Annotated in this window: 21 protein-coding genes; 6 read left to right on the top strand and 15 right to left on the bottom strand. The window is 60.4% G+C overall.

Translation table 11 applies throughout. From position 1 onward, the window contains the following. Positions 1–6: 6 nt before the first annotated feature. Entirely contained in the window at positions 7–555 is a 549-nt protein-coding gene (locus K663_RS05490; RefSeq protein WP_062115125.1) for a shikimate kinase, read from the top strand. After that, positions 546–1,652, top strand: a complete 1,107-nt coding sequence (gene aroB / locus K663_RS05485) for a 3-dehydroquinate synthase (protein WP_062115122.1) — start codon at positions 546–548, stop codon at positions 1,650–1,652. The genes K663_RS05490 and aroB overlap by 10 nt, the downstream gene beginning before the upstream one ends. 146 nt (positions 1,653–1,798) lie before the next feature. On the opposite strand, the gene rpmE is transcribed toward aroB, so the two are convergent. From rpmE to rpsB, 12 genes are all read right to left on the bottom strand, one after another. Continuing rightward, positions 1,799–2,023 carry a 50S ribosomal protein L31 gene (gene rpmE / locus K663_RS05480; protein WP_037461922.1) on the bottom strand — a complete coding sequence of 75 codons (225 nt, stop codon included), beginning with the start codon at positions 2,021–2,023 and terminating at the stop codon, positions 1,799–1,801. Between the two features lie 206 nt (positions 2,024–2,229). Continuing rightward, on the bottom strand, positions 2,230–2,712 hold the full coding sequence (fabZ, locus tag K663_RS05475) for a 3-hydroxyacyl-ACP dehydratase FabZ (RefSeq protein WP_062115119.1): 483 nt from the start codon (positions 2,710–2,712) through the stop codon (positions 2,230–2,232). Between the two features lie 9 nt (positions 2,713–2,721). Next, a complete protein-coding gene (locus tag K663_RS05470; RefSeq protein WP_062115116.1) occupies positions 2,722–3,384 on the bottom strand; it encodes an OmpH family outer membrane protein in 663 nt (220 codons plus the stop codon). Continuing rightward, the gene (gene bamA, locus K663_RS05465; protein ID WP_062115113.1) at positions 3,385–6,027 is read right to left on the bottom strand and encodes an outer membrane protein assembly factor BamA; all 2,643 of its coding nucleotides are present in this window, start codon (positions 6,025–6,027) and stop codon (positions 3,385–3,387) included. A gap of 96 nt (positions 6,028–6,123) precedes the next feature. After that, a complete protein-coding gene (rseP, locus tag K663_RS05460; protein ID WP_062115110.1) occupies positions 6,124–7,257 on the bottom strand; it encodes an RIP metalloprotease RseP in 1,134 nt (377 codons plus the stop codon). Beyond that, positions 7,254–8,414 carry a 1-deoxy-D-xylulose-5-phosphate reductoisomerase gene (locus tag K663_RS05455; RefSeq protein ID WP_062115108.1) on the bottom strand — a complete coding sequence of 387 codons (1,161 nt, stop codon included), beginning with the start codon at positions 8,412–8,414 and terminating at the stop codon, positions 7,254–7,256. The genes rseP and K663_RS05455 overlap by 4 nt, the downstream gene beginning before the upstream one ends. Continuing rightward, a complete protein-coding gene (locus K663_RS05450) occupies positions 8,414–9,190 on the bottom strand; it encodes a phosphatidate cytidylyltransferase (RefSeq protein WP_062115105.1) in 777 nt (258 codons plus the stop codon). Before K663_RS05450 ends, K663_RS05455 begins: the two co-directional genes overlap by 1 nt. A 3-nt stretch (positions 9,191–9,193) precedes the next feature. Beyond that, positions 9,194–9,937, bottom strand: coding sequence for an isoprenyl transferase (locus K663_RS05445; protein ID WP_062115103.1), 744 nt, complete (start codon positions 9,935–9,937; stop codon positions 9,194–9,196). A 46-nt stretch (positions 9,938–9,983) separates the two neighbouring features. Further along, positions 9,984–10,541: a ribosome recycling factor gene (gene frr / locus K663_RS05440; RefSeq protein WP_062115099.1), complete on the bottom strand. Its 558-nt coding sequence runs from the start codon at positions 10,539–10,541 to the stop codon at positions 9,984–9,986. Between the two features lie 6 nt (positions 10,542–10,547). Beyond that, on the bottom strand, positions 10,548–11,273 hold the full coding sequence (pyrH, locus tag K663_RS05435) for a UMP kinase (RefSeq protein ID WP_037461897.1): 726 nt from the start codon (positions 11,271–11,273) through the stop codon (positions 10,548–10,550). Between the two features lie 160 nt (positions 11,274–11,433). After that, positions 11,434–12,366 (bottom strand): translation elongation factor Ts, encoded by a 933-nt coding sequence (tsf, locus tag K663_RS05430; protein ID WP_062115096.1) that lies wholly within the window; start codon positions 12,364–12,366, stop codon positions 11,434–11,436. 102 nt (positions 12,367–12,468) lie between these two features. Beyond that, positions 12,469–13,227 carry a 30S ribosomal protein S2 gene (rpsB, locus tag K663_RS05425; protein WP_062115092.1) on the bottom strand — a complete coding sequence of 253 codons (759 nt, stop codon included), beginning with the start codon at positions 13,225–13,227 and terminating at the stop codon, positions 12,469–12,471. Between the two features lie 246 nt (positions 13,228–13,473). On the opposite strand from rpsB, the gene K663_RS05420 reads away from it, so the two are divergent. Then, positions 13,474–13,701: a hypothetical protein gene (locus tag K663_RS05420; protein ID WP_062115089.1), complete on the top strand. Its 228-nt coding sequence runs from the start codon at positions 13,474–13,476 to the stop codon at positions 13,699–13,701. A 7-nt stretch (positions 13,702–13,708) separates the two neighbouring features. On the opposite strand, the gene K663_RS05415 is transcribed toward K663_RS05420, so the two are convergent. Together K663_RS05415 and K663_RS05410 are read right to left on the bottom strand one after the other, a co-directional pair. Next, positions 13,709–14,485, bottom strand: coding sequence for a CDP-alcohol phosphatidyltransferase family protein (locus K663_RS05415; protein ID WP_062115086.1), 777 nt, complete (start codon positions 14,483–14,485; stop codon positions 13,709–13,711). Further along, positions 14,482–15,216 carry a phosphatidylserine decarboxylase gene (locus K663_RS05410; RefSeq protein ID WP_062120395.1) on the bottom strand — a complete coding sequence of 245 codons (735 nt, stop codon included), beginning with the start codon at positions 15,214–15,216 and terminating at the stop codon, positions 14,482–14,484. Before K663_RS05410 ends, K663_RS05415 begins: the two co-directional genes overlap by 4 nt. Positions 15,217–15,381: 165 nt before the next feature. On the opposite strand from K663_RS05410, the gene K663_RS05405 reads away from it, so the two are divergent. From K663_RS05405 to K663_RS05395, 3 genes are all read left to right on the top strand, one after another. After that, complete coding sequence (locus tag K663_RS05405) at positions 15,382–16,602, top strand: NADP-dependent isocitrate dehydrogenase (RefSeq protein ID WP_062115082.1); 1,221 nt, start codon at positions 15,382–15,384, stop codon at positions 16,600–16,602. A gap of 86 nt (positions 16,603–16,688) precedes the next feature. Then, on the top strand, positions 16,689–18,302 hold the full coding sequence (locus tag K663_RS05400; protein ID WP_062115079.1) for a carbon-nitrogen hydrolase family protein: 1,614 nt from the start codon (positions 16,689–16,691) through the stop codon (positions 18,300–18,302). A 125-nt stretch (positions 18,303–18,427) separates the two neighbouring features. Beyond that, the gene (locus K663_RS05395) at positions 18,428–18,622 is read left to right on the top strand and encodes a KTSC domain-containing protein (protein WP_062115075.1); all 195 of its coding nucleotides are present in this window, start codon (positions 18,428–18,430) and stop codon (positions 18,620–18,622) included. On the opposite strand, the gene glmS is transcribed toward K663_RS05395, so the two are convergent. Further along, positions 18,609–20,432, bottom strand: coding sequence for a glutamine--fructose-6-phosphate transaminase (isomerizing) (gene glmS / locus K663_RS05390; protein ID WP_062115072.1), 1,824 nt, complete (start codon positions 20,430–20,432; stop codon positions 18,609–18,611). The genes K663_RS05395 and glmS overlap by 14 nt on opposite strands. Positions 20,433–20,452 lie beyond the last annotated feature (20 nt).

The following is a 20,452-nucleotide window of genomic DNA, read 5'->3' as shown; positions in this document are numbered from 1 at the left end:
TCGGCCATGCAGCGAAACAGCAAATCCGTGTCCCCGCAGTCGAAGCGCGGTTCTATCGTCCTCATAGGTATGATGGGCGTTGGAAAATCGACGGTAGGGCGCAGGCTCGCCGCGCGCCTCGGCCTGGCATTCGTGGACGCCGATGAGGAAATCGAAAAGGCTGCCGGCATGACGATCAGCGAGATGTTCGCGCGCTATGGCGAGTCCTATTTTCGCGATGGCGAGCGGCGGGTGATCGCCCGGTTGCTGGATGACGAGCCCAAGGTTATCGCGACCGGCGGCGGCGCCTTCATGCAGGACGAGACGCGCGCGCTGATTCTCAATCAGGCAACAGCGGTGTGGCTCGACGCCGATATCGACACATTGGTTGATCGCGTCTCCCGCCGCGAGGGACGCCCCCTGCTAGCAGGGAAGGATCCGCGCGTGGTGCTGACCGAACTTGCTGCGGTGCGCAATCCCACCTACGCGCTCGCACCCATTCATGTGAAGAGCATCGCGGCGCCCCATGAAGTGGCGGTCGAACGCATCCTGGAGAAATTGACCGCATGGCATTAGTCCGTGTCGCGCTGGGCGCGCGCAGCTACGATATCGTGATTGAACAGGGCGCCTTGGATCGGGCAGGCGAACATCTCGCCGGATATGCTCGCAACGGGCGGCTCGTGGTCGTGACCGACGCCAATGTAGCCCAAGCGCAGTTACAGCGGCTCGAAACCGCCCTGAACGCCGCCGGAATCGCGGTCGAACCGATCGTCCTTCCCGCAGGCGAGCAGACAAAGAGCTGGCGACATCTGGAAGAACTGCTCGACCAGCTGCTGACGCTGGAAGTGGAGCGTGGCGATCATGTAGTCGCGCTGGGCGGCGGCGTAATCGGAGACCTAGTGGGGTTTGCCGCCTCGGTGCTGAAGCGCGGCTGCCACTTCATACAGGTGCCGACCACATTGCTTGCGCAGGTGGACAGCTCTGTGGGCGGCAAGACGGCAATCAATACCCGCGCGGGCAAGAATCTGATCGGCAGCTTCTATCAGCCCAGCTTGGTGCTGATCGACCCTTCCACGCTCGACAGTCTGCCGCTGCGCGAAACGCGGGCGGGCTATGCAGAAGTCGTCAAATATGGGCTGATTGACGATCCAGACTTCTTCGCATGGTGCGAGGCCGACGGGCATCGCTTGCTGGAAGGCGATGCCAAGGCCCGCGAATTCGCGATCGAGCGGAGCGTTAAGGCAAAAGCGTCAATTGTCGCGGATGACGAGCGCGAAACCTCGGGGCGGCGCGCGCTGCTCAACCTTGGCCACACCTTCGGCCATGCGCTGGAGGCGGACACGGGCTTTTCCGACAAGCTGCTGCATGGAGAAGGCGTTGCTGCGGGGATAGCGCTCGCCTTCTGCTATTCCGCACGGCTTGGGCTATGCCCGCCCGGTGATGCGACGCGCGTGATTACGCATTTAAAAGCTGTTGGGCTGCCCCACAATCTCTCCAGCGCTCATGTCACAGGCGATGGCGCATCGCTGGTCGCGCACATGTTGCACGACAAGAAGATGGCCGCAGGCACCCTGCCCTTCTTGCTGGCCCGTGGTATCGGGCAGACGTTCTTGTCGAAAGACGTCTCGCTGGAGGATGTATCCGCGTTTCTTGATGAGAACCGGACCGGCTGACCAAGCTGAGCGCCTGGAGCAAATTCGGGAAGCGGAAGGCGCTCACATAGGCTTCGACTTTGCACAAGCTACCGGCCAGCCAAATCCCAGCAACAAAAAGGGCGCCTGACGGGCGCCCTTCTCATTTCGCCTGTAAAGCGAAGCGATTACTTCTTCAGCGTCAGACCGCCGAAACGCTTGTTGAAGCGCGCCACCTGGCCGCCCTGCTCTAGCTGGCGTTGGCCGCCGGTCCATGCCGGGTGCGACTTGGGATCAATGTCGAGCGCCAGCGTATCGCCTTCCTTGCCCCAGGTCGAACGAGTGCGGAAGGTGGTGCCGTCGGTCATCTGGACGGTGATGAAGTGGTAATCGGGGTGCGTATCGGCCTTCATGGGTTTGCTCCGTCGATGGGCCGGTTTCCGACCGGCCATGGATGCGTAAATTAGCGAAGGCGCGCGGTTACATGGGATTGCCGCTGAACGCAACCCTTCTCGTAAGCCGCACAAGCCCTAGTTTGACGATACCAGCGCGGCGGCAGAAACCGCGAACGCGGTAGGCCGATACCGACATCAGGTCCCGACTTGCGCCGGGATGGGACCTAATCCTCTGGTGGATCGGCGATCATCGCGACGAAATTCGCCTCGGCGCATAGTTTGCCGTCCACCGACGCCTTGCCGACAAATTTGCAAACGCGGCCCCGAATCTGAAGCAGTTCGACATGCATGTCGAGCAGGCAGCCGGGCTCCACAGGATTGCGGAACTTCGCTCCATCGATGCTCATGAAATAGACGAGCTTGCCCGAACCGCGAAGCTCGAGCGTTTCTACCGTCAGCACACCCGCAGCCTGCGCCATTGCCTCGACAATCAATACGCCGGGCATGATGGGCCGACCAGGGAAATGCCCCTGGAAAAAAGACTCGTTGATCGACACGGCCTTAACCGCATGGATTCTCTCATTAGGTACGAGAGCAGCCACGCGATCGACGAGCAGCATCGGATAGCGGTGCGGCAGCGCCGCCATGATCCCACGAATATCGATGGAACCAATGGCGGCGGAGGCCGCGTCAACTTCCCCCGTCATCGACCAGGATCAGCGCGAACTGGGCTGCTGCGACGGGTTGGCGGGGGCCGCTGCGGCAGGCGCCTGTGCCTGGCCACGTGCGCCGCCCGGCTGCCAGCCTGCGGGCGGTGTAATGCCCACGCTGGGCACCAGTGCGTTCAGTTCGGTCACAACCTGCTGCGTGATATCAACCGTCGGCTGATACGAGACAGTTGCATCGGGGGCGAGGATCAGGTCAACCTTCGCCTTGGTCATCGCGGACTTGAGCGCATCGGACAGCTTGGCCGAAATCTGTTCTTCGACATAGGCGTTCGCCAGCGCGATCGGCTGGCCCAGCCGCTGCAACTCGGCTTGACCGTTCTGACCGGCCTTCTGATAGGCTTCATACTGGGTCTGGATCGCCGGGGTCGGCTTATTGCCTGCCGCCTTCATCGCGGCTTCCAGAGCAGTGCCCTTTGCCTTGAGGTCAGCGTCGATCGCATTCTTGCGCGCGGTGAAGCTGTCGATCTGCGCCTTGTACGTGGTCTGGATCTGGGTACGCGCGGTCGTGTAGGCGGAGCTGGTCGCAACGGCCCGCTGCAGGTCGGCAACGGCGATGCCCGTCTTTGATTGAGCGGCAGCCGGCGCACTGGTCAGCACGATGGCAGTCATGGGTGCAAGCGCGAGCGCCGCAGCTTTGATGATCGTCTTCATTTAGAATTGAGTCCCTACGTTGAAGCTGATGAGCTGAGTGTCGTCCCCTGGTTCCTTGAGCAGGGCCTTGGCGATGTCGATGCGGAACGGCCCGAAGGGCGAGTTCCAATTGATACCGAAGCCCACCGCGACGCGCGGCTTGAGCGTATCGCCAAGATATTGCTCTTCGAAGCCGGTGCCGCTCAGATGCGTTCCACCGGTGGGGCAGGTCGGAGCCTGTGGCGATCCACCCGCGCGGACTGTCGTCGCGGTTGTACCGCTGCCAACAGAACAATAACCAGCAAAAGGCGTCGTTAAAGGATCACGCAAGCCGGCAACGGCACCAGCATCGACAAAAACTGAAGGCCGCAATCCCATTTCACGTGCGCCGGAACCCAACGGAATTTCGATTTCAGCACGAGCCAAATAATAAATCTTGCCGCCAAGCGCATCGTCCCGACGATTGTTGTTATCGGTGGACAAAGCCCCGGTAATCGCACCGGTCGTATCGGTCGTGGTCGAGTAGTACCGCCTTACGACGCGCGGACCAATACCGCGAATGTCGAAACCGCGAATTTGCGGATTACCCAGGAAAAAGCGGTCGGTGAGACGAATGGGATCAACCAAGGCGCCCGATGCATCCCGACGGTCACCCTCAAGGCTATGAATATAACCGCCTTCTCCCGAAAGCGAGAAAATGAAACCGCTACCCAGCGGCCAGTATTTCGAGCCGTTGAGCCGCGTGCGCACATATTTGACGCTGCCACCTAGCCCGGCGAAGTCCTGGCTGACGACGACATTATGCCCACGCGTCGGCCGAATACGGTTATCGCGATTGTCATAGATCAGCGAGTAGCCGAGCGAAGAGGTTGTCCGCTTACCGATCGCATCGCACAGATAGCGCCCGGCCAGAATCGGGTCACATTCCCTTACACCATCACCGTCAGTGTCGGAATAATAGGTGTCCTCATCCAGGCTCACATCGTCCAGGTTGAGGCTGTAGCGCAGGGCAAGCGACATATATTCCGTGATCGGCACGCCCGCCCGGATCTGAAAACCGGTCGTGGTCTGCTCGTACGTCGTGTCGCGATCATTGTTGTTCGTAAAGCGGAAGCTGTTGAGGTCACGCCGGTAGATATCGCCGCCAAGCGCGATATTCTTGTCCATGAAATAGGGTTCGGTAAAACCGACTTCGACCGATTTGGAATAGCTGGAGTAATTGACGCTCGTCCGCAGTTCTTGCCCCTTGCCCCGGAAATTGCGCTGGGTGATCGAGGCAGCGACGATGAAACGCTCAAGCGACGAGAAGCCTGCCGACAGCGACAGTTCACCGGTCGATTTTTCCTGTACATTGGTTTCCAGAATGATCCGGTCCGGCGCAGATCCGGGCTTCTGCTCGATATCCAGCCTTTCCTGAAAAAAGCCCAGCGAGTTGATCCGGTCCTTGGAGCGCTTGACGAGGAAGCTATTAAACGCATCACCCTCCGCCAGGCGAAATTCGCGGCGTACGACCTTGTCCTGCGTTAGCGTATTGCCATTGATGTCAACCCGTTCGACATAGACACGCGGCGCATTGGCGATGCGGAAATTGATCCCCATCGTAAGGCTATCCTTGTCGCGATTGAAGTCCGGCTGAACCTCGGCGAAGGCATAGCCAAACAAACCGGCAGTTTCACTCAGCGTATCGACCGTGTCCTCGACCTGCTTGGCGTTGTACCAGTCGCCCTTCTTCATCGGCAACGTCTTGGTGAGCGACGTGCCGGACAAATCGCGAATGTCGGATTCGACCTTCACATCGCCAAACTTGTAGCGCTGCCCCTCCTCGACCACATAGGTGATGATGAAGTCCTGCTTGTCAGGCGTCAGTTCGGCAACCGCGGAAATCACACGGAAATCGGCATAGCCTTCGGTCAGATAGAATTGGCGCAGCTTCTGCTGGTCATAAGCCAGACGATCGGGATCATAGCTGGTGCCCGATGAGAATATGCGGAACCAGCGCGACTGCTTCGTCACCATCTGGCTGCGCAGTTCGCCATCGCTGAATTTGTCATTACCGATCACGTTGATCTGGCGAACCTTGGATTTGGGCCCTTCCGAAATTTCGAAAACGATATCGACTCGGTTCTGGTCGAGCTGCACCATCTTGGGTTCAACCGTCGCGGCGAAACGGCCTTGGCGCCGATACAGCTCTATGATGCGGGCAACGTCTGCGCGCACCTTAGACCGGGTATAGATTTGACGCGGCGCGAGCTTGATTTCCGGCCGGATCTTGTCTTCCTTCAGCCGCTTGTTGCCTTCCAACACGATGCGGTTGATGACCGGATTTTCCTTTATCTCAACCGTCAGCGCGCCACTGTCGTTGCGGATCTGAACGTCAGCGAACAGTTCGGTTTCGTAAAGGTCGCGCAGTGCCTGATCGAGCGATTCCCGGGTGAAGGCCTGACCAATGCGCAGTTTGGTGTATGACAAAACCGTGTCTGGTTCCAGGCGCTGCTGGCCAACGACATTGATGCTGCGGACAGTGCCCATGACCGGCGCAGCGGCTGGCGCGACCGCAGTCGGCGCGGCAGCTTCCTGCGCCAGGGCGGGAACGGCAGACAGGCCGCCGAACATCGTCGTTGCCAGAAGGGCCGCGACAACCGGGCGCTGTCTCTTGCTGCTCATCTTCGCTGTCACCCGCTCTACCCTTTTACAAAAAAAGCAATGTTCGTTCACGCCGGGAAAGATGGCGCTAAATCGCGTCTCCCTGCCCGATACAGCTTATCCGATCAAGCCGGACAGGCGTTCCCAGAGCCCGAAAGAAGATAAATCGTTGAAAGTCACCAGCATCATCATCGCCAGGAGCATCGCCAGACCCGACCGGTAAGCCCATTCCTGAACGCGCGGACTGACCGGCCTGCGCTGTATCGCCTCCACCCCGTAAAACAGCAGATGCCCGCCATCCAGCATGGGAATTGGCAACAAGTTGATGAACCCCAAGTTAATCGAGATCAGCGCCATGAAGAAGACGAAGCTTTCCAGGCCCAACGTAGCCGCCTGACCCGAAACTTCCGCAATCTTGAGAGGGCCACCCAACTCCTTCACGGACCGGCCGCCGCCCAATATCTGGCCCAGTGTTTCCACCATCGTGCGGACGATCTGGCCCGTCTGCTTGATAGCGACAATCGGCGCACGCCAAAGCGCGACGGGTTCGATCACTGGATCGCCCGGCGCGATGCCCAGCCGCCCGATCCGGAAGCTGTTGCCAAAGCCATCACGTTCCTGCACTGCGCCAACCCGGCCTTGCCGTTCGATGTTCTGGCCCGCCCGCTCGATCAGGATGGTCACCGGTTCATCGGGACGGATCTGCGCGTAGAGGCGAATATCGTCGAAGGTCGCCATTTCCCGCCCGTTGAGCGAGACGATACGGTCCCCCGGCTGGATGCCGGCCGCAGCAGCTGCGCTACCCGGTTGGACCTGACCGGCAACGGCAGGCGTCCGGCTCTCACCATGAACGACGGCAAAGGTCGCAAGGACAAGGATAGCGAAAAGGAAGTTGATCAGCGGTCCGGCCGCCACGATCGCAGCTCTTTGCCAAAGCGGTTTCGCCGGGAAGCTTTCCGCGCGTTCAGCAGAGGGAAGCTGCAGCCAGGCCGGATCGGTCTGGCTGGCGGCGTTCATGTCACCCTTGAAGCGGACATAACCGCCCAGCGGCAGCGCACCGATCCGCCAGCGGGTGCCGCGCCGGTCCACCCAGGCGGCGATTTCCGGGCCGAAGCCGATCGAGAACGCCTCGGCCTTAACCCCGCACCAGCGGCCGACCAGATAATGACCCAGTTCATGCACGAAAACGAGCGGTCCGATGACCGCTACAAATGCAAGGACGGTCAGCAGAAAACCGGGATTCTGGATCAAGCAGTCAATCTTTCCATCACATGTCGAGCTTGGGTTCGCGCCTGCGCATCCGCTTCCAGCACATCGTCGATACAGCTTGGCACAGGCGCGCTATAGCGGTTCAGAACATCCTCCACAATCATGGCGATATCAAGGAAGCCAATGGCGCCTTTAAGGAAGGCCGCCACGGCCACCTCATTGGCCGCGTTCAAAATGGCGGGCGCCGCCCCGCCTTCCTGCGCTACTTGCCGAGCCAGGCGGAGCGCAGGAAAGCGCTCCTCATCAGGAGCCTCGAAATCGAGCCGCCCTACAGTTGCGAGATCCAGGGGCTGGCATGGCGTTTCCATCCGGGCAGGCCAGGCAAGCGCGCTTGCGATCGGAATGCGCATATCCGGCGATCCAAGCTGCGCCAGCGTGGAGCGGTCCCGATATTCGACCATGCTATGGATGATTGATTGGGGATGGACCAGTATCTCGATCCGGTCGAGGCCGACAGGAAAGAGGTGGACCGCCTCAATCAGTTCCAGCCCCTTATTCATCATCGTCGCGCTATCGACGCTGATCTTCGCCCCCATCGACCAGTTGGGATGCGCCACCGCCTGCGACGGGGTGATGGAGCGCATCTCATCCCGGCTGCGCATGCGGAACGGGCCGCCGCTCGCCGTCAGTATGATTCTTGCGACATCACTCAAGCTGCTCCCGGCAAGGCACTGAAATATCGCATTATGCTCACTGTCCACCGGCAGCAGCGTCGCGCCCGAATGTTCCACCGCGTCCATCATCAGGGCGCCTGCCGATACCAACGACTCCTTGTTGGCCAGCGCAACCGTTCCACCTGCCTTCAACGCCGCCATAGCGGGGCGCAGGCCAGCGCAGCCCACAATCGCCGCCATGCTCCAGTCAGCCCCCGCCTCGGCTGCTTCAACCAGGGCTGCTTCGCCTGCGGCAGCCTCAACTCCTGATCCCTGCAGCGCCGTCCTCAGTGCATTATAGCGTGCAGGGTCTCCGATTACAGCCATCCGGGCGTTGGATCGGCGCGCCAGCGCTGCAAGACCATCGACATCACTGTGCGCCGTCAGGGCCACGATTTCAAAGACATCTGGATCGCGCTCTATGAGGTCGAGCGTCGACATGCCGACCGAGCCTGTCGCACCAAAAATGGAGATTTTTTTACGCATCAGGCAGATACCAGAAAGAGGTAAATCAGCGCGGCCAGCGGAGCCGCAGTGGCAACGCCATCGAGCCTGTCCATCACACCCCCATGGCCAGGAAGCAGATTACCACTGTCTTTGACGCCTGCGTGCCGCTTCATCGCGCTTTCGAGCAGGTCGCCCAGTTGCGCGGCCACCGCCAGCAAACCGCTGGCGGCCGCAAGCTGGCTTGGCAGGTCGGCAAATCGATGCAGCACGAACCCTAGCATCAGCGCCGCAACCACGCCGCCGCCCAGCCCCGCCCAGGTCTTGGACGGACTGATTCTGCGCGCGAGCTTGGGGCCGCCGATGGCGCGCCCCGCAAAATAGGCGCCGATATCCGTCGCCCAGACGAGCGCCAGCGCCCAGAAGGCCAACAGAACGCCTAAGCCTCCCGGCTGCTGTTGCCGCAGAAAAATAAGGGCCATCACCGGAACGCAGACGTAGACTATGCCCAACGCCAAGCGAACAGAGCGAGTAGTCAGCATCACAAAGAAAAAAGCAGCCACGATCAGTGTGAAAGCCGTCCATGAAACGCCGGCCGCAAGGGGGCAAAGGAGCGCCAGCGGAACCGACACCGCAAACATCGACATCCGCCGATGCTCAGACCCGGTACTTGTCAGATCGGCCCATTCCCCCTGCATCAGTACGCCAGCGACTACAAGCAGAAGCCAGAAGGCAAATCCGCCAAAATAGAGCGCCGCCAAAGCCAGAAGCACAAGAAAGAGGCCAACGATCGTACGGATGCGAAGTTCGCTTGACATGGATTATAGGCCGCCGAAACGGCGATCCCTCAGACGAAAGGCATCTATCGCCTCTACAAGCGCAGACCCGTCGAAATCGGGCCACAGCGTGTCGGTGAAATAAAGTTCGGCATAGGCCGCCTGCCACAGCATGAAATTGCTGAGCCTCTGCTCGCCCGATGTCCGGATCAGCAGGTCGAGCGGCGGCAAATCGGCGGTATCGAGGCCCGCCTCTACATCGCTAATTCCGATAGCCTCCGGGTCGAGCTGACCGGACTGGACCCGTCGCCCAATGCTTTGCGCCGCGCGCACCAGTTCGTCCTGCGCGCCGTAGTTGAGCGCGATGGCGATGATCGGGCCGGTATTGAAGGATGTCCGCTCCACAGCCTGTTCTATGAGATCGACCAGCGCAGGATCAAGCGCCCGGTAATGGCCGATGACGCGTAATCGGACGCCATTTTCATGAAATTCGTCCAGATCCGATTCGATGAAATGCCGCAGCAGCCGCATGAGATCGGCCACTTCCCTGGCAGGCCGCTTCCAGTTTTCGGAGGAGAATGCGTAGAGCGTTAGACACTCCAGCCCCAACTCGCGCGCTGCCCGCGCGACCCGGCGCACTGCTTCCACGCCAGCACGGTGCCCGGCAATCCGAGGAAGAAAGCGCTTCTTAGCCCAACGACCATTGCCATCCATGATGATGGCGACGTGACGCGCACCATGACCGGAAGCACCACCGCGAGCGAGGTCGGACTGGACTTGGCTGGCCATCAGTATGTTGCACGAGCGGTGGGCACGGGGGGGGGAGCGTCCCGGCTCAGTGGCCGAGAATTTCCTTCTCCTTGGCGGCTGCGGTAGCATCGATGTCCGCGATGGTGCTGTCGGTCAGCTTCTGCACCTCTGTTTCCAGCCGCTTGCGCTCATCCTCGCTGATCTCGCCCTTTTTCTCATCAGCCTTGAGGCTGTCCATGCCGTCACGGCGCACGTTACGAACGGCGATGCGCGCGCCCTCGGCATATTTGCTAGCGAGCTTCGCCAGCTCCTTGCGCCGCTCCTCAGTCAGGTCGGGGATCGGCAGTCGCAGCGTCTGGCCATCCACGATCGGGTTGAGGCCCAGGCCCGCCGATCGAATAGCCTTATCCGCCGGCCCCACATTGCTCTTATCCCACACCTGCACGGACAGCATGCGCGGCTCGGGCGCGGAGACAGTCGCCACCTGATTGAGCGGCATATGTGCGCCATAAACTTCGACCGTAACCGGATCGAGCAGCTGGATATTGGCGCGGCCGGTGCGCAGCCCCGCCAGATCGCCCTTCAGCGATTCGATGGCGCCGTGCATGCGGCGTTCGAGGTCGGCTTTGTCATATTGAGCCATGGTCTTTCAGCGCTCCTGATTTTGCACGATCGTCGCGACACCGTCACCGGCCAGCACCTTGGCCAGATTGCCCGTTTCGCGGATGTTGAATACGACGATGGGAATATTGTTTTCGCGGCAGAGTGCAATGGCGCTCGCGTCCATGACCTTAAGATTATCCGTCAACACGCGGTCAAAGCTGATTTCATCATAGCGAACGGCGTCCGGCGCCTTCTTTGGATCGGCGTTGTAGATACCATCAACACTGGTCCCCTTGAACAGTGCATCGCAATTCATTTCCGCCGCACGCAGAGCCGCCGTGGTATCGGTGGTGAAGAAAGGACTGCCCGTACCAGCCGCAAAGATTACAATGCGGCCCTTTTCCATGTGGCGCACCGCCTTGCGCCGGATGTACGGCTCACAAACCGTCGCCATCGGAATCGCGGACTGAACCCTTGTATCGTATCCTAGCTGTTCCAGCGCATTCTGCACCGCAAGCGCGTTCATAACGGTCGCGAGCATACCCATATAATCAGCACTCGCGCGATCAAAGCCCTTGGCAGCACCCGCGAGGCCCCGGAAGATATTACCGCCGCCGACAACGACGCACAGCTCAAAACCGGCATCCTTCGCCGCCGCGATCTCGCTCGCGACGCGATTCACCGTTTCCGGTTCGATGCCGAACTGCCCCTGCCCCATCAGCACTTCGCCCGAGAGTTTCAGCAATATGCGCTTGAACGGCGGACGAGTCATGCGGGGCCAGATTCCATTAATGAAGCAGACAAGGAAATGGCGCGCACCTTAGGCAGCGCGCGCCACTCTGTGAAGTCCTTAGCGTCCCTGGCCAACTTGTCGAGAAGCCTTGCCTCCCGCACGCCGCCTGAACCGAACGCTTTGTCAGGTAAGACCGCGATCAGACGCCTGCAGCCGCAGCCACTTCAGCAGCAAAATCACTGACTTCCTTCTCAATGCCTTCGCCCAGCTGGAAACGGACATAGGATTTGAGGGTGATCGACTTGCCGGATTCCTTGGCCGCCGCAGCGACAACGTCCTGCACCGGGGTCTTGCCGTCCATCACAAAAGCCTGCGTCAGAAGAGCATTGTCCTTGCGGAACTTTTCAACCGGACCATTGATGATCTTGGCGGCGATTTCTTCGGACTTACCAGCGATTTTGTCGGCGTTCTTCTCGCGCGCAATGGCCGCTTCACGCTCGATGATCGCAGGATCGATGTCGTCCGCCGACAGCGCCAGCGGGAAGGCGGCAGCGATATGCATCGCGATCTGCTTGCCCAGCGGCTCCAGCACATCGGCAGGCGCATCACCTTCGAGGGCGACGAGCACACCAATCTTGCCCAAGCCCGGCGCAGCGGCGTTATGGACATAAGCCACAACCGCACCCTGGCTCACTTCGACCTGACCAACCCGACGCAAATTCTGGTTCTCGCCGATGGTCGCGATGTTGGCGACCAGCTTCTCGGCAACCGTGCCACCAGCGGGGTATGCCGCGTTCGCCAGAGTTTCCGCATCGCTCGTGCCCTGCTCAAGCGCGATCTGCGCGACGGTACGGACGAAATCCTGGAACTGGTCGTTTTTCGCAACGAAGTCGGTCTCGCTGTTCACTTCGACGGCAACACCCTTTGTACCAGCGACGGCAACGCCGACCAGACCTTCAGCAGCAGTGCGGCTGGACTTCTTCTGCGCAGCAGCAAGACCCTTGGCGCGCAGCCAATCGACAGCGGCTTCCATGTCACCATTGGCTTCGGAGAGCGCCTTCTTGCAATCCATCATGCCGGCGCCCGAACGGTCGCGCAGTTCCTTGACGGCGGCAGCGGTAATCTCGGCCATGTTTCGGCTCCTAAATGTTCGATGGGGTTCAAATATAGACTAGGGCGCGGTCCGGTGGAGCGCGCCCTAGCCTGTTAATCTTGCAGTTCGAAGACCGCGGGATCAGGCCTGCGCGACGACCTCTTCAACCTCGGGCTCGTCCAGAGCGCCAAGGTCAACGCCAGAAGCCTGCTGCGCACCACGGTTGCCCTTCGTGGCGGCTGCGGCGACGGCGTCGCAATAGAGGCGGATCGCGCGGCTGGCGTCGTCATTCGCCGGGACCGGGAAAGCGATGCCGTCAGGCGAGACGTTCGAATCGAGAATCGCAACAACCGGAATACCCAGTGTGTTGGCTTCCTTGATCGCCAATTCTTCCTTGTTGGCATCGATCACGAACATGACATCGGGGATGCCGTTCATGTCGCGGATGCCGCCCAGCGAAAGCTCAAGTTTTTCGCGCTCGCGGGTCATCTGAAGAACTTCCTTCTTGGTGAAGCCGTGGGTGTCACCCGACAGCTTTTCCTCAAGCGTCTTCAGGCGCTTGATCGAGCCCGAGATGGTCTTCCAGTTGGTGAGCATGCCGCCCAGCCAGCGATGGTTGACGAAGTGCTGGCCCGACTTGCGAGCAGCTTCAGCGATCGGATCCTGCGCCTGGCGCTTGGTGCCGACGAACAGCACCTTGCCGCCGGCGGCGACGGTCGCCGACACGAAGTCGAGCGCACGGCCAAACAGCGGCACGGTCTGGGACAGGTCAAGGATGTGGATGCCGTTGCGATCGCCGAAGATGTACGGCTTCATGCGCGGGTTCCAGCGGTGGGTCTGGTGGCCGAAGTGGGCGCCAGCCTCGATCAATTGGTGCATGGTGACGACAGGAGCCGCCATGGTCTTTCTCCTTCCGGTTAATGCCTCTGGGAATCAGGAACTAAGCGCGAGCGCAACAGCACCGGATATGTGCGATTCCCATGTGGAATGGCGCGGCCCTTAGCCCGACCCGGGCAAGGATGCAAGGGGTTGACTTAGGCTAGGCATTAGAACATATAGAGAACATGGGGAACAAACAGGCAGTTCAGCCGGTTTGCTGCCCAAGGATGGGACATCGGTTCCCTAGCACAGAAAGTGAGCGACCTCATGTTCACCCTTGTTGCAGCTACTGTTTTCCTCGTGTCGTTTTTGCTTGCCGCTAGCACGATCCTGAGCATGCTCGCGCTCTATCGCGACAAGATGATTGCCGCGCTGGCATTTGAACCGATACCGCACGAGCCGCCGATATATCGCCTGCGGATCAGCCGCCGCCGGGCGGAACCGAGTCGCGGCGCTGTAGCCCGGCCGATAGCTAGCGGCATTCTCGTCGCTTGAGCACTGATTATGCGCTATCCGCCGCCTGCTGACGGCGCACTTTCGCGTAGGACATCATACCGAACGGAATAGTCACTAGATAGATGACGCAGATGCACAGCAGCGTGAGCCAGGGATCTGTAATGAGCAGAGCGCCCAGCAGGCCCGCCACGGCGATTGCTTCCAGCCGGATCCGCTTGCGTAGCCGAAGCGCCGACCAGCTATAAGTCGCAATATTGGATATCATCAAGAACGCCGTAAAGGCAGTCCATGGCGCTACGACATACCAGGCTCGGAATATTTCCTGCCCCGTCACCAGCCACAGGTAAAGCGGCACAAAGGCCAGCCCTGCCCCTGCCGGAGCGGGCACGCCGGTCAGAAAACCGGCCGATTTGTGCGGCTGCTCATCCGCATCGATATTGGCATTGAACCGCGCCAGCCGCAACGCACATGACAGGGCATGAGCGAGCGCGAAGATCCAGCCGAACTTCGGCATCGCATGCAGCGACCAGAGATAAAGGGTAAGTGCAGGCGCCACCCCGAATGCGATCGAATCGGACAGCGAGTCCAACTCCGCGCCAAATCGGCTTTCCCCGCGCAACAAGCGGGCGATTCGACCATCCAATCCATCCAGCACACCCGCGATCAGGATGGACAACACTGCCCGCTCCCACTCGCCGGATATGCCGTAGCGTACACCTGTCAGACCAAAGCAGAGCGCCATCGCCGTCACGGCATTGGGGGCGACCATGCGCAACGTAATGCCCCGGCGAAGCCCTCGCGGGATGGTGCGTCGCTGCCTCATTGCTGGATACCTGAAATGACCCGCATGTCGCCGATCTGGCCCAGAATGGTTTCTCCCGCGACGGTCCGTTGGCCCAGCACCACGCGCGGCGCAGTCCCGGCTGGCAGATAGACGTCCACGCGGCTACCGAAGCGGATCAGGCCGATGCGTTGCCCTGCCGCGATCATGTCGCCCGGTTTCACAAAGGGCACGATCCGCCGCGCGACCAAGCCGGCGATCTGGGTAAAGCCGATCCGAAGGCCATCATGCCGCTCAACCAGAATATGCTGCCGCTCATTATCCTCGCTCGCCTTATCCAGGTCAGCGTTCAGGAACTTGCCGGAAATATAGACGACGGATTTTACCGTCCCGCCAATTGGCGTGCGGTTGATATGAACATCGAACACGCTCATGAAAATGGACACGCGGATCATGGGTTGATCGCCCAGCCCATCCACTCCCGCCATTTCCCGCGGCGGCGGCACTCGCTGGATCAGCGTAACGAGACCATCGGCGGGCGCCACTATCGCGCGCTCATCTTGCGGCACGGCGCGTACTGGATCGCGGAAGAAGGCGAAAACCCAAATCGTCACCATGACCATCAACCAGCCGGGAATTTCCCAGCCGACCAAGAATAGCACGGCCGTAATCGCAGCTGAAATCAGGCCAAATTTTATCCCTTCGGCATGCACCGAGGGGAAGCGCCACTTCACATTGCCGCCCAGAGCGACGGTCAGTTCGTCATTTTCCATGGCATCCGTCTTTAGGCACAGTCCCATGCGGTGACAACGACCGATACCGACGATGGTGCCGCGAGCCGCGCACGCTTTGCAAAAGCACTGCGCAGTTGAACATTGCCGCCGCTTTCCCTACGGCGTTTCCCAAATTCCAACCGAACGAAAAAGGCGAAGAGGCGCATGGCGAAGATCAAGGTCAAAAATCCTGTCGTGGAGATCGACGGCGACGAGATGACGCGGATCATCTGGCAATGGATTCGTGAACGCCTCATCCTCCCCTATCTCGACATTGATCTGAAATATTACGATCTGAGCGTCGAAAAGCGGGACGAGACCGACGATCAGATCACCGTCGATTGCGCCAACGCGATCAAGGAATATGGCGTCGGCGTGAAGTGCGCCACCATCACGCCCGACGAACAGCGCGTCGAGGAATTCAACCTCAAGCAGATGTGGAAGTCGCCCAACGGCACCATCCGCAACATTCTGGGCGGTGTTGTCTTCCGCGAACCCATCGTGATCAAGAACGTCCCCCGCCTGGTTCCGGGTTGGACCGACCCCATCGTGATCGGCCGTCATGCGTTTGGCGACCAGTATCGCGCCACCGATTTCCTCGTCCCCGGCCCCGGCAAGCTGCGCATGGTGTGGGACGGCGACAACGGTGAGAAGATCGAAAAAGACGTCTTCACCTTCCCGAGTGCCGGTGTGGCCATGGGCATGTACAATCTGGACGATTCAATCCGCGACTTCGCCCGCGCCAGCATGAACTATGCCCTCGACCGCGGTTGGCCGCTGTACCTTTCGACCAAGAACACCATCCTCAAGGCCTATGACGGCCGCTTCAAAGATCTGTTCCAGGAAGTGTTCGACGCCGAATTCGCCGACCAGTTCAAGGCGAAGAACATCATCTATGAACACCGCCTGATCGACGACATGGTCGCGTCCGCGCTCAAGTGGAGCGGCAAGTTCGTCTGGGCATGCAAAAATTATGACGGCGACGTCCAGTCCGACACCGTGGCGCAGGGCTTCGGCTCACTGGGCCTCATGACCTCAGTCCTGCTCTCGCCCGACGGCAAGACTGTCGAAGCGGAAGCCGCGCACGGCACCGTCACCCGCCACTATCGCCAGCATCAGCAGGGCAAGGCGACCTCCACCAACCCTATTGCGTCGATCTTCGCCTGGACGCAGGGCCTTGCCTTCCGCGGCAAGTTCGACGGCACGCCGGAAGTGACCAAGTTCGCCGAAACGCTTGAGAAGGTTTGTATCGATACCGTGGAAAGCGGCGCGATGACCAAGGATCTGGCGCTCCTGATCGGCCCGGATCAGGCGTGGATGACGACGGAACAGTTCTTCGAACAGATCCGCGTCAATCTGGAAGCTGAAATGGCCAAATGGAACTGATACGCTTCTCAAGGCTTTCAGTACGGTAACGGAATGAAGGCGGCGCCACGCAAAGGCGCCGCCTTTTCCATGGCGGGAGATCAGCGATGACCACGACAACTCGGAAACGCCTGGAGGTCCGCACAGCGGTTCCGGCCGATGTCCGTGGCATTCAACGGCTTATCGCGCGCGTCTACCCCGGCATGGCCAATTATTCGCTTGCAACGCTGCGGGGCCAGATCAACAATTTCCCCGATGGCTGCTTCGTCGCGCTCTACGATAACAAGGTCGTCGGCTATTGCGCCACCATGCGCGTCAGCAAGACGATGGCCTTTTCCTTCCATGACTGGGAAGAAATCACCGCCAACGGTTTTGGCACCCGGCATAGCGCAGCCGGTGAGTGGCTCTATGGCTATGAAATGGCCGTCGATCCCAAGCTGCGCGGCCTGCGTATCGGCCAGCGCCTCTATGACGAACGCAAGGAGCTGGCCGAACAACTCGACCTTCATGGCATCGTCATCGCCGGCCGCATGCCCGGCTACGCCCGTGCCCGACGCAGGGTTGAAGGACCCGCCGACTATCTGGACAAGGTCGTTCAAGGCAGGCTGCGTGACCAGGTCATCAGTTTCCAACTCAAGAACCAGTTCGAGCCGCTTGGGGTGCTCGAAAATTACCTGCCAGAGGACAAGCAATCTGACGGCCACGCTGCCCATCTGGTTTGGCGCAATCCCTATGTCGATCCTGACGAAGCCCCCGAGATGCGCGTGCCGCGCGGTGTGGAAAGCGTGCGATTGGCGACCTGCCAGCTACAAGCCCGCGCCGTCGAGGATTTCGACGCGTTCATCCGCAACATCGAATATTTCGTCGATGTCGCGGCGGACTACCGTTCCGACTTCATCGTCTTCCCGGAATTGTTCACCCTTCCCTTGCTATCCTTCGAAACGAAGAAGCTCTCTCCGATCGAAGCAATCGACAAACTGACAGGCTACACCCCGCGCTTGACGAAGGAACTCACGCGGATGGCGCTGGAATATAATATCAATGTCATTGGCGGTTCGCATCCGACACGCGCCGATGATGGCGACATCCAGAACATCGCCTATGTCGCGCTGCGCGACGGGTCGGTGCATACCCAGGAAAAAATCCACCCGACGCCCAATGAGGCCTTTTGGTGGAACATAAAGGGCGGCGACGCCCTCGACGTGATCCAGACAGACTGCGGCCCAATCGGCGTCCTGATCTGCTACGACAGCGAATTTCCGGAACTGGCGCGCCGCCTGGTCGATCAGGGTGCGCGCATCATCTTCGTGCCATTCTGCACCGATTCGCGTCTGGGCTATATGCGCGTGCGCTATTGCGCGCAGGCACGAGCGATCGAAAACCAGTGCTATGTCGTCATGTCCGGCAATGTTGGCAACCTGCCCAATGTCGATAATATGGACATCCAATATGCCCAGAGCGCGATTCTGACGCCTTGCGACCTGCCCTTCGCCCGCGACGGCATCGCCGCGGAATCGACCGAGAATGTCGAAACGCTGACCATGGCGGACGTCAACCTCGCCGACCTTAGCTGGGCTCGCGCGGAAGGCACGGTGCGCAACCTGCGCGACCGGCGCTTCGACCTCTATCATATCGACTGGGACAGCAGCCCCGACCATGCGCATGCGCCAAGCGGCGGCCCTGTGCCAGCGGGCGGGCATAATGCTCCGGGCGGGGGGTGAGTAGGGCTGATCGCAAACGGCGCAATTACCGAAACTCATGAGCGCCCCGTCGCCTCAATGCTGCAGAAGCCAGCGAGCGACTAGCAGGCAGGAAACATCGCCAGCCGCTGGTCATTATTACCAACATGCCCTCAACCGCCATTGCCCAGTTCGACTATGATGCCGTCCAACACCGGCTAGACGTGCAATTCGTCAGCGGCAGGCGCTACAGCTATCATGATGTGCCTGAACAGTTAGCCGAAGGAATGCGTGCTGCTCCTTCCAAGGGCGCCTACTTCAACCGATACATCCGCGACCGTTTTCGGTTCACTCGACGGTGACGCTTTTTGCGAGGTTTCTTGGCTGATCGACATCAGTGCCCTTCGCCACCGCGACATGATATGCGAGCAGTTGCACCGGAACGGCATAGACCATCGGCGCGATCAGCGGGTGGACCTTGGGCATGGTGATCGTCGCAATGCAGCCATCGCCTGCCGCCTGCACGCCGTCATAGTCGGAGATCAGCACCACCTTGCCGCCGCGGGCCTGCACTTCCTGCATGTTGCTTACGGTCTTTTCGAACAGCGGCCCGCTGGGCGCAAGCACGATAACCGGCACCTTGTCGTCGATCAGGGCGATAGGACCATGCTTCATCTCGCCAGCGGCATAGCCCTCAGCATGGATATAGCTGATTTCCTTGAGCTTGAGCGCTCCTTCCAGCGCCAGCGGATAATCCGGTCCGCGCCCCAGATACAACACATCGCGCGCGCCCGCGATCAGGTGCGCCATTCCTTCGATCGATTCGTCATAGGCAAGCGCGCCATTGAGCGCGGCAGGCGCTTCAGAGAGGTGGCGCACCAGCTCCTTCTCAGCCCGCTCATCCAGCCGCCCCTTGGCTCGCGCCAGATTGGCGGCCAGTGCGGCCAGCACGGCCAGCTGGCAGGTGAACGCCTTGGTCGACGCCACGCCGATCTCCGGCCCCGCATGGGTGGGCAGCAACAGGTCCGCCTCACGCGCCATGGTGCTGGTGGGCACATTTACGACGGCGGCGATCTTCTGCCCCTCGGCGCGGGCATGGCGCAGAGCGGCTAGCGTGTCGGCGGTCTCGCCAGACTGGCTGATGACGATCATCAGCCCGCCCTCCTCCAGCACCGGCGCGCGGTAACGGAACTCGCTCGCCACATCGACATCTGCGGGTACGCGGGCGAACTGTTCGAACCAATATTTGGCGACCATTCCCGCATAATAGCTGGTTCCGCAGGCGACGATCGTCACGCGACGGATCGCGCCAAGGTCGAAATCGGGTATCGGCAAAGACACCCGGTCCTCCATCCGCTGGAGATAGGATTTAAGGGTCTGCGCAACGACCACCGGCTGCTCATAGATTTCCTTGAGCATGTAGTGGCGGTGATTGCCTTTTGAGATCAGCTCGCCAGTCACCCCGGATATAGTCACAGGACGCTCGACAGGAACATTGTCCTTGTCGAAAATTTCCGCGCCCTCTCCCGTAATGACGACCCAGTCGCCTTCCTCCAGATAGGCGATACGCTGTGTCAACGGCGCCAGCGCCAGTGCGTCGGAACCAAGGTAGGTCTCCCCATCGCCATAGCCCACGACCAGCGGCGACCCGAGGCGCGCGCCTATCAGCATATCGGGGTGGCTGCGGAACAGGATAGCGAGCGCGAAGGCACCGTGCAGGCGCGGCAATATCTGCGCCACGGCATCGCGCGGAGAAGCCCCAGATTCGACCAGTTCACTTACCAGATGAGCGACGACTTCGGTGTCCGTCTCACTGTCGAACTTGCGTCCCCGCGCCTGCAGTTCCTCACGCAGCGGCTTGAAATTCTCGATAATTCCATTGTGAACCAGCGCCACTTCATTCGTGGCATGCGGATGTGCATTGTTGGTGGTCGGCGCGCCGTGGGTCGCCCAGCGGGTATGCGCGATGCCGGTCGTGCCGGGCAGCGGGCAATCCCCCAGTTCCTTCACCAGGTTGGCCAGCTTCCCCTCAGCCCTGCGACGATCGATCGCGCCCATATTCACGGTCGCCACGCCCGCGCTGTCATAACCGCGATATTCCAGCCGCCTCAGGCCTTCGACCAACCGCTCCGCCACATCGTCCTTACCGACAATACCGATAATACCGCACATGAATCCTGAGCCCCAGAGCC

Source organism: Sphingobium sp. MI1205 (assembly GCF_001563285.1).
Classification (GTDB): Bacteria; Pseudomonadota; Alphaproteobacteria; order Sphingomonadales; family Sphingomonadaceae; genus Sphingobium.
Note: the sequence above shows the minus strand (reverse complement) of the source record. Positions and strands in the feature narration are given on the sequence as shown.

What these genes read in the sequence shown, in the direction of transcription:
- K663_RS05490 (WP_062115125.1), top strand. Translation starts at nt 7, where the DNA reads ATGCAGCGAAACAGCAAATCCGTGTCCCCGCAGTCGAAGCGCGGTTCT.
- aroB (WP_062115122.1), top strand. Translation starts at nt 546, where the DNA reads ATGGCATTAGTCCGTGTCGCGCTGGGCGCGCGCAGCTACGATATCGTG.
- rpmE (WP_037461922.1), bottom strand. Translation starts at nt 2,023, where the DNA reads ATGAAGGCCGATACGCACCCCGATTACCACTTCATCACCGTCCAGATG.
- fabZ (WP_062115119.1), bottom strand. Translation starts at nt 2,712, where the DNA reads ATGACGGGGGAAGTTGACGCGGCCTCCGCCGCCATTGGTTCCATCGAT.
- K663_RS05470 (WP_062115116.1), bottom strand. Translation starts at nt 3,384, where the DNA reads ATGAAGACGATCATCAAAGCTGCGGCGCTCGCGCTTGCACCCATGACT.
- bamA (WP_062115113.1), bottom strand. Translation starts at nt 6,027, where the DNA reads ATGAGCAGCAAGAGACAGCGCCCGGTTGTCGCGGCCCTTCTGGCAACG.
- K663_RS05455 (WP_062115108.1), bottom strand. Translation starts at nt 8,414, where the DNA reads ATGCGTAAAAAAATCTCCATTTTTGGTGCGACAGGCTCGGTCGGCATG.
- K663_RS05450 (WP_062115105.1), bottom strand. Translation starts at nt 9,190, where the DNA reads ATGTCAAGCGAACTTCGCATCCGTACGATCGTTGGCCTCTTTCTTGTG.
- K663_RS05445 (WP_062115103.1), bottom strand. Translation starts at nt 9,937, where the DNA reads ATGGCCAGCCAAGTCCAGTCCGACCTCGCTCGCGGTGGTGCTTCCGGT.
- frr (WP_062115099.1), bottom strand. Translation starts at nt 10,541, where the DNA reads ATGGCTCAATATGACAAAGCCGACCTCGAACGCCGCATGCACGGCGCC.
- pyrH (WP_037461897.1), bottom strand. Translation starts at nt 11,273, where the DNA reads ATGACTCGTCCGCCGTTCAAGCGCATATTGCTGAAACTCTCGGGCGAA.
- tsf (WP_062115096.1), bottom strand. Translation starts at nt 12,366, where the DNA reads ATGGCCGAGATTACCGCTGCCGCCGTCAAGGAACTGCGCGACCGTTCG.
- rpsB (WP_062115092.1), bottom strand. Translation starts at nt 13,227, where the DNA reads ATGGCGGCTCCTGTCGTCACCATGCACCAATTGATCGAGGCTGGCGCC.
- K663_RS05420 (WP_062115089.1), top strand. Translation starts at nt 13,474, where the DNA reads ATGTTCACCCTTGTTGCAGCTACTGTTTTCCTCGTGTCGTTTTTGCTT.
- K663_RS05415 (WP_062115086.1), bottom strand. Translation starts at nt 14,485, where the DNA reads ATGAGGCAGCGACGCACCATCCCGCGAGGGCTTCGCCGGGGCATTACG.
- K663_RS05410 (WP_062120395.1), bottom strand. Translation starts at nt 15,216, where the DNA reads ATGGAAAATGACGAACTGACCGTCGCTCTGGGCGGCAATGTGAAGTGG.
- K663_RS05405 (WP_062115082.1), top strand. Translation starts at nt 15,382, where the DNA reads ATGGCGAAGATCAAGGTCAAAAATCCTGTCGTGGAGATCGACGGCGAC.
- K663_RS05400 (WP_062115079.1), top strand. Translation starts at nt 16,689, where the DNA reads ATGACCACGACAACTCGGAAACGCCTGGAGGTCCGCACAGCGGTTCCG.
- K663_RS05395 (WP_062115075.1), top strand. Translation starts at nt 18,428, where the DNA reads ATGCCCTCAACCGCCATTGCCCAGTTCGACTATGATGCCGTCCAACAC.
- glmS (WP_062115072.1), bottom strand. Translation starts at nt 20,432, where the DNA reads ATGTGCGGTATTATCGGTATTGTCGGTAAGGACGATGTGGCGGAGCGG.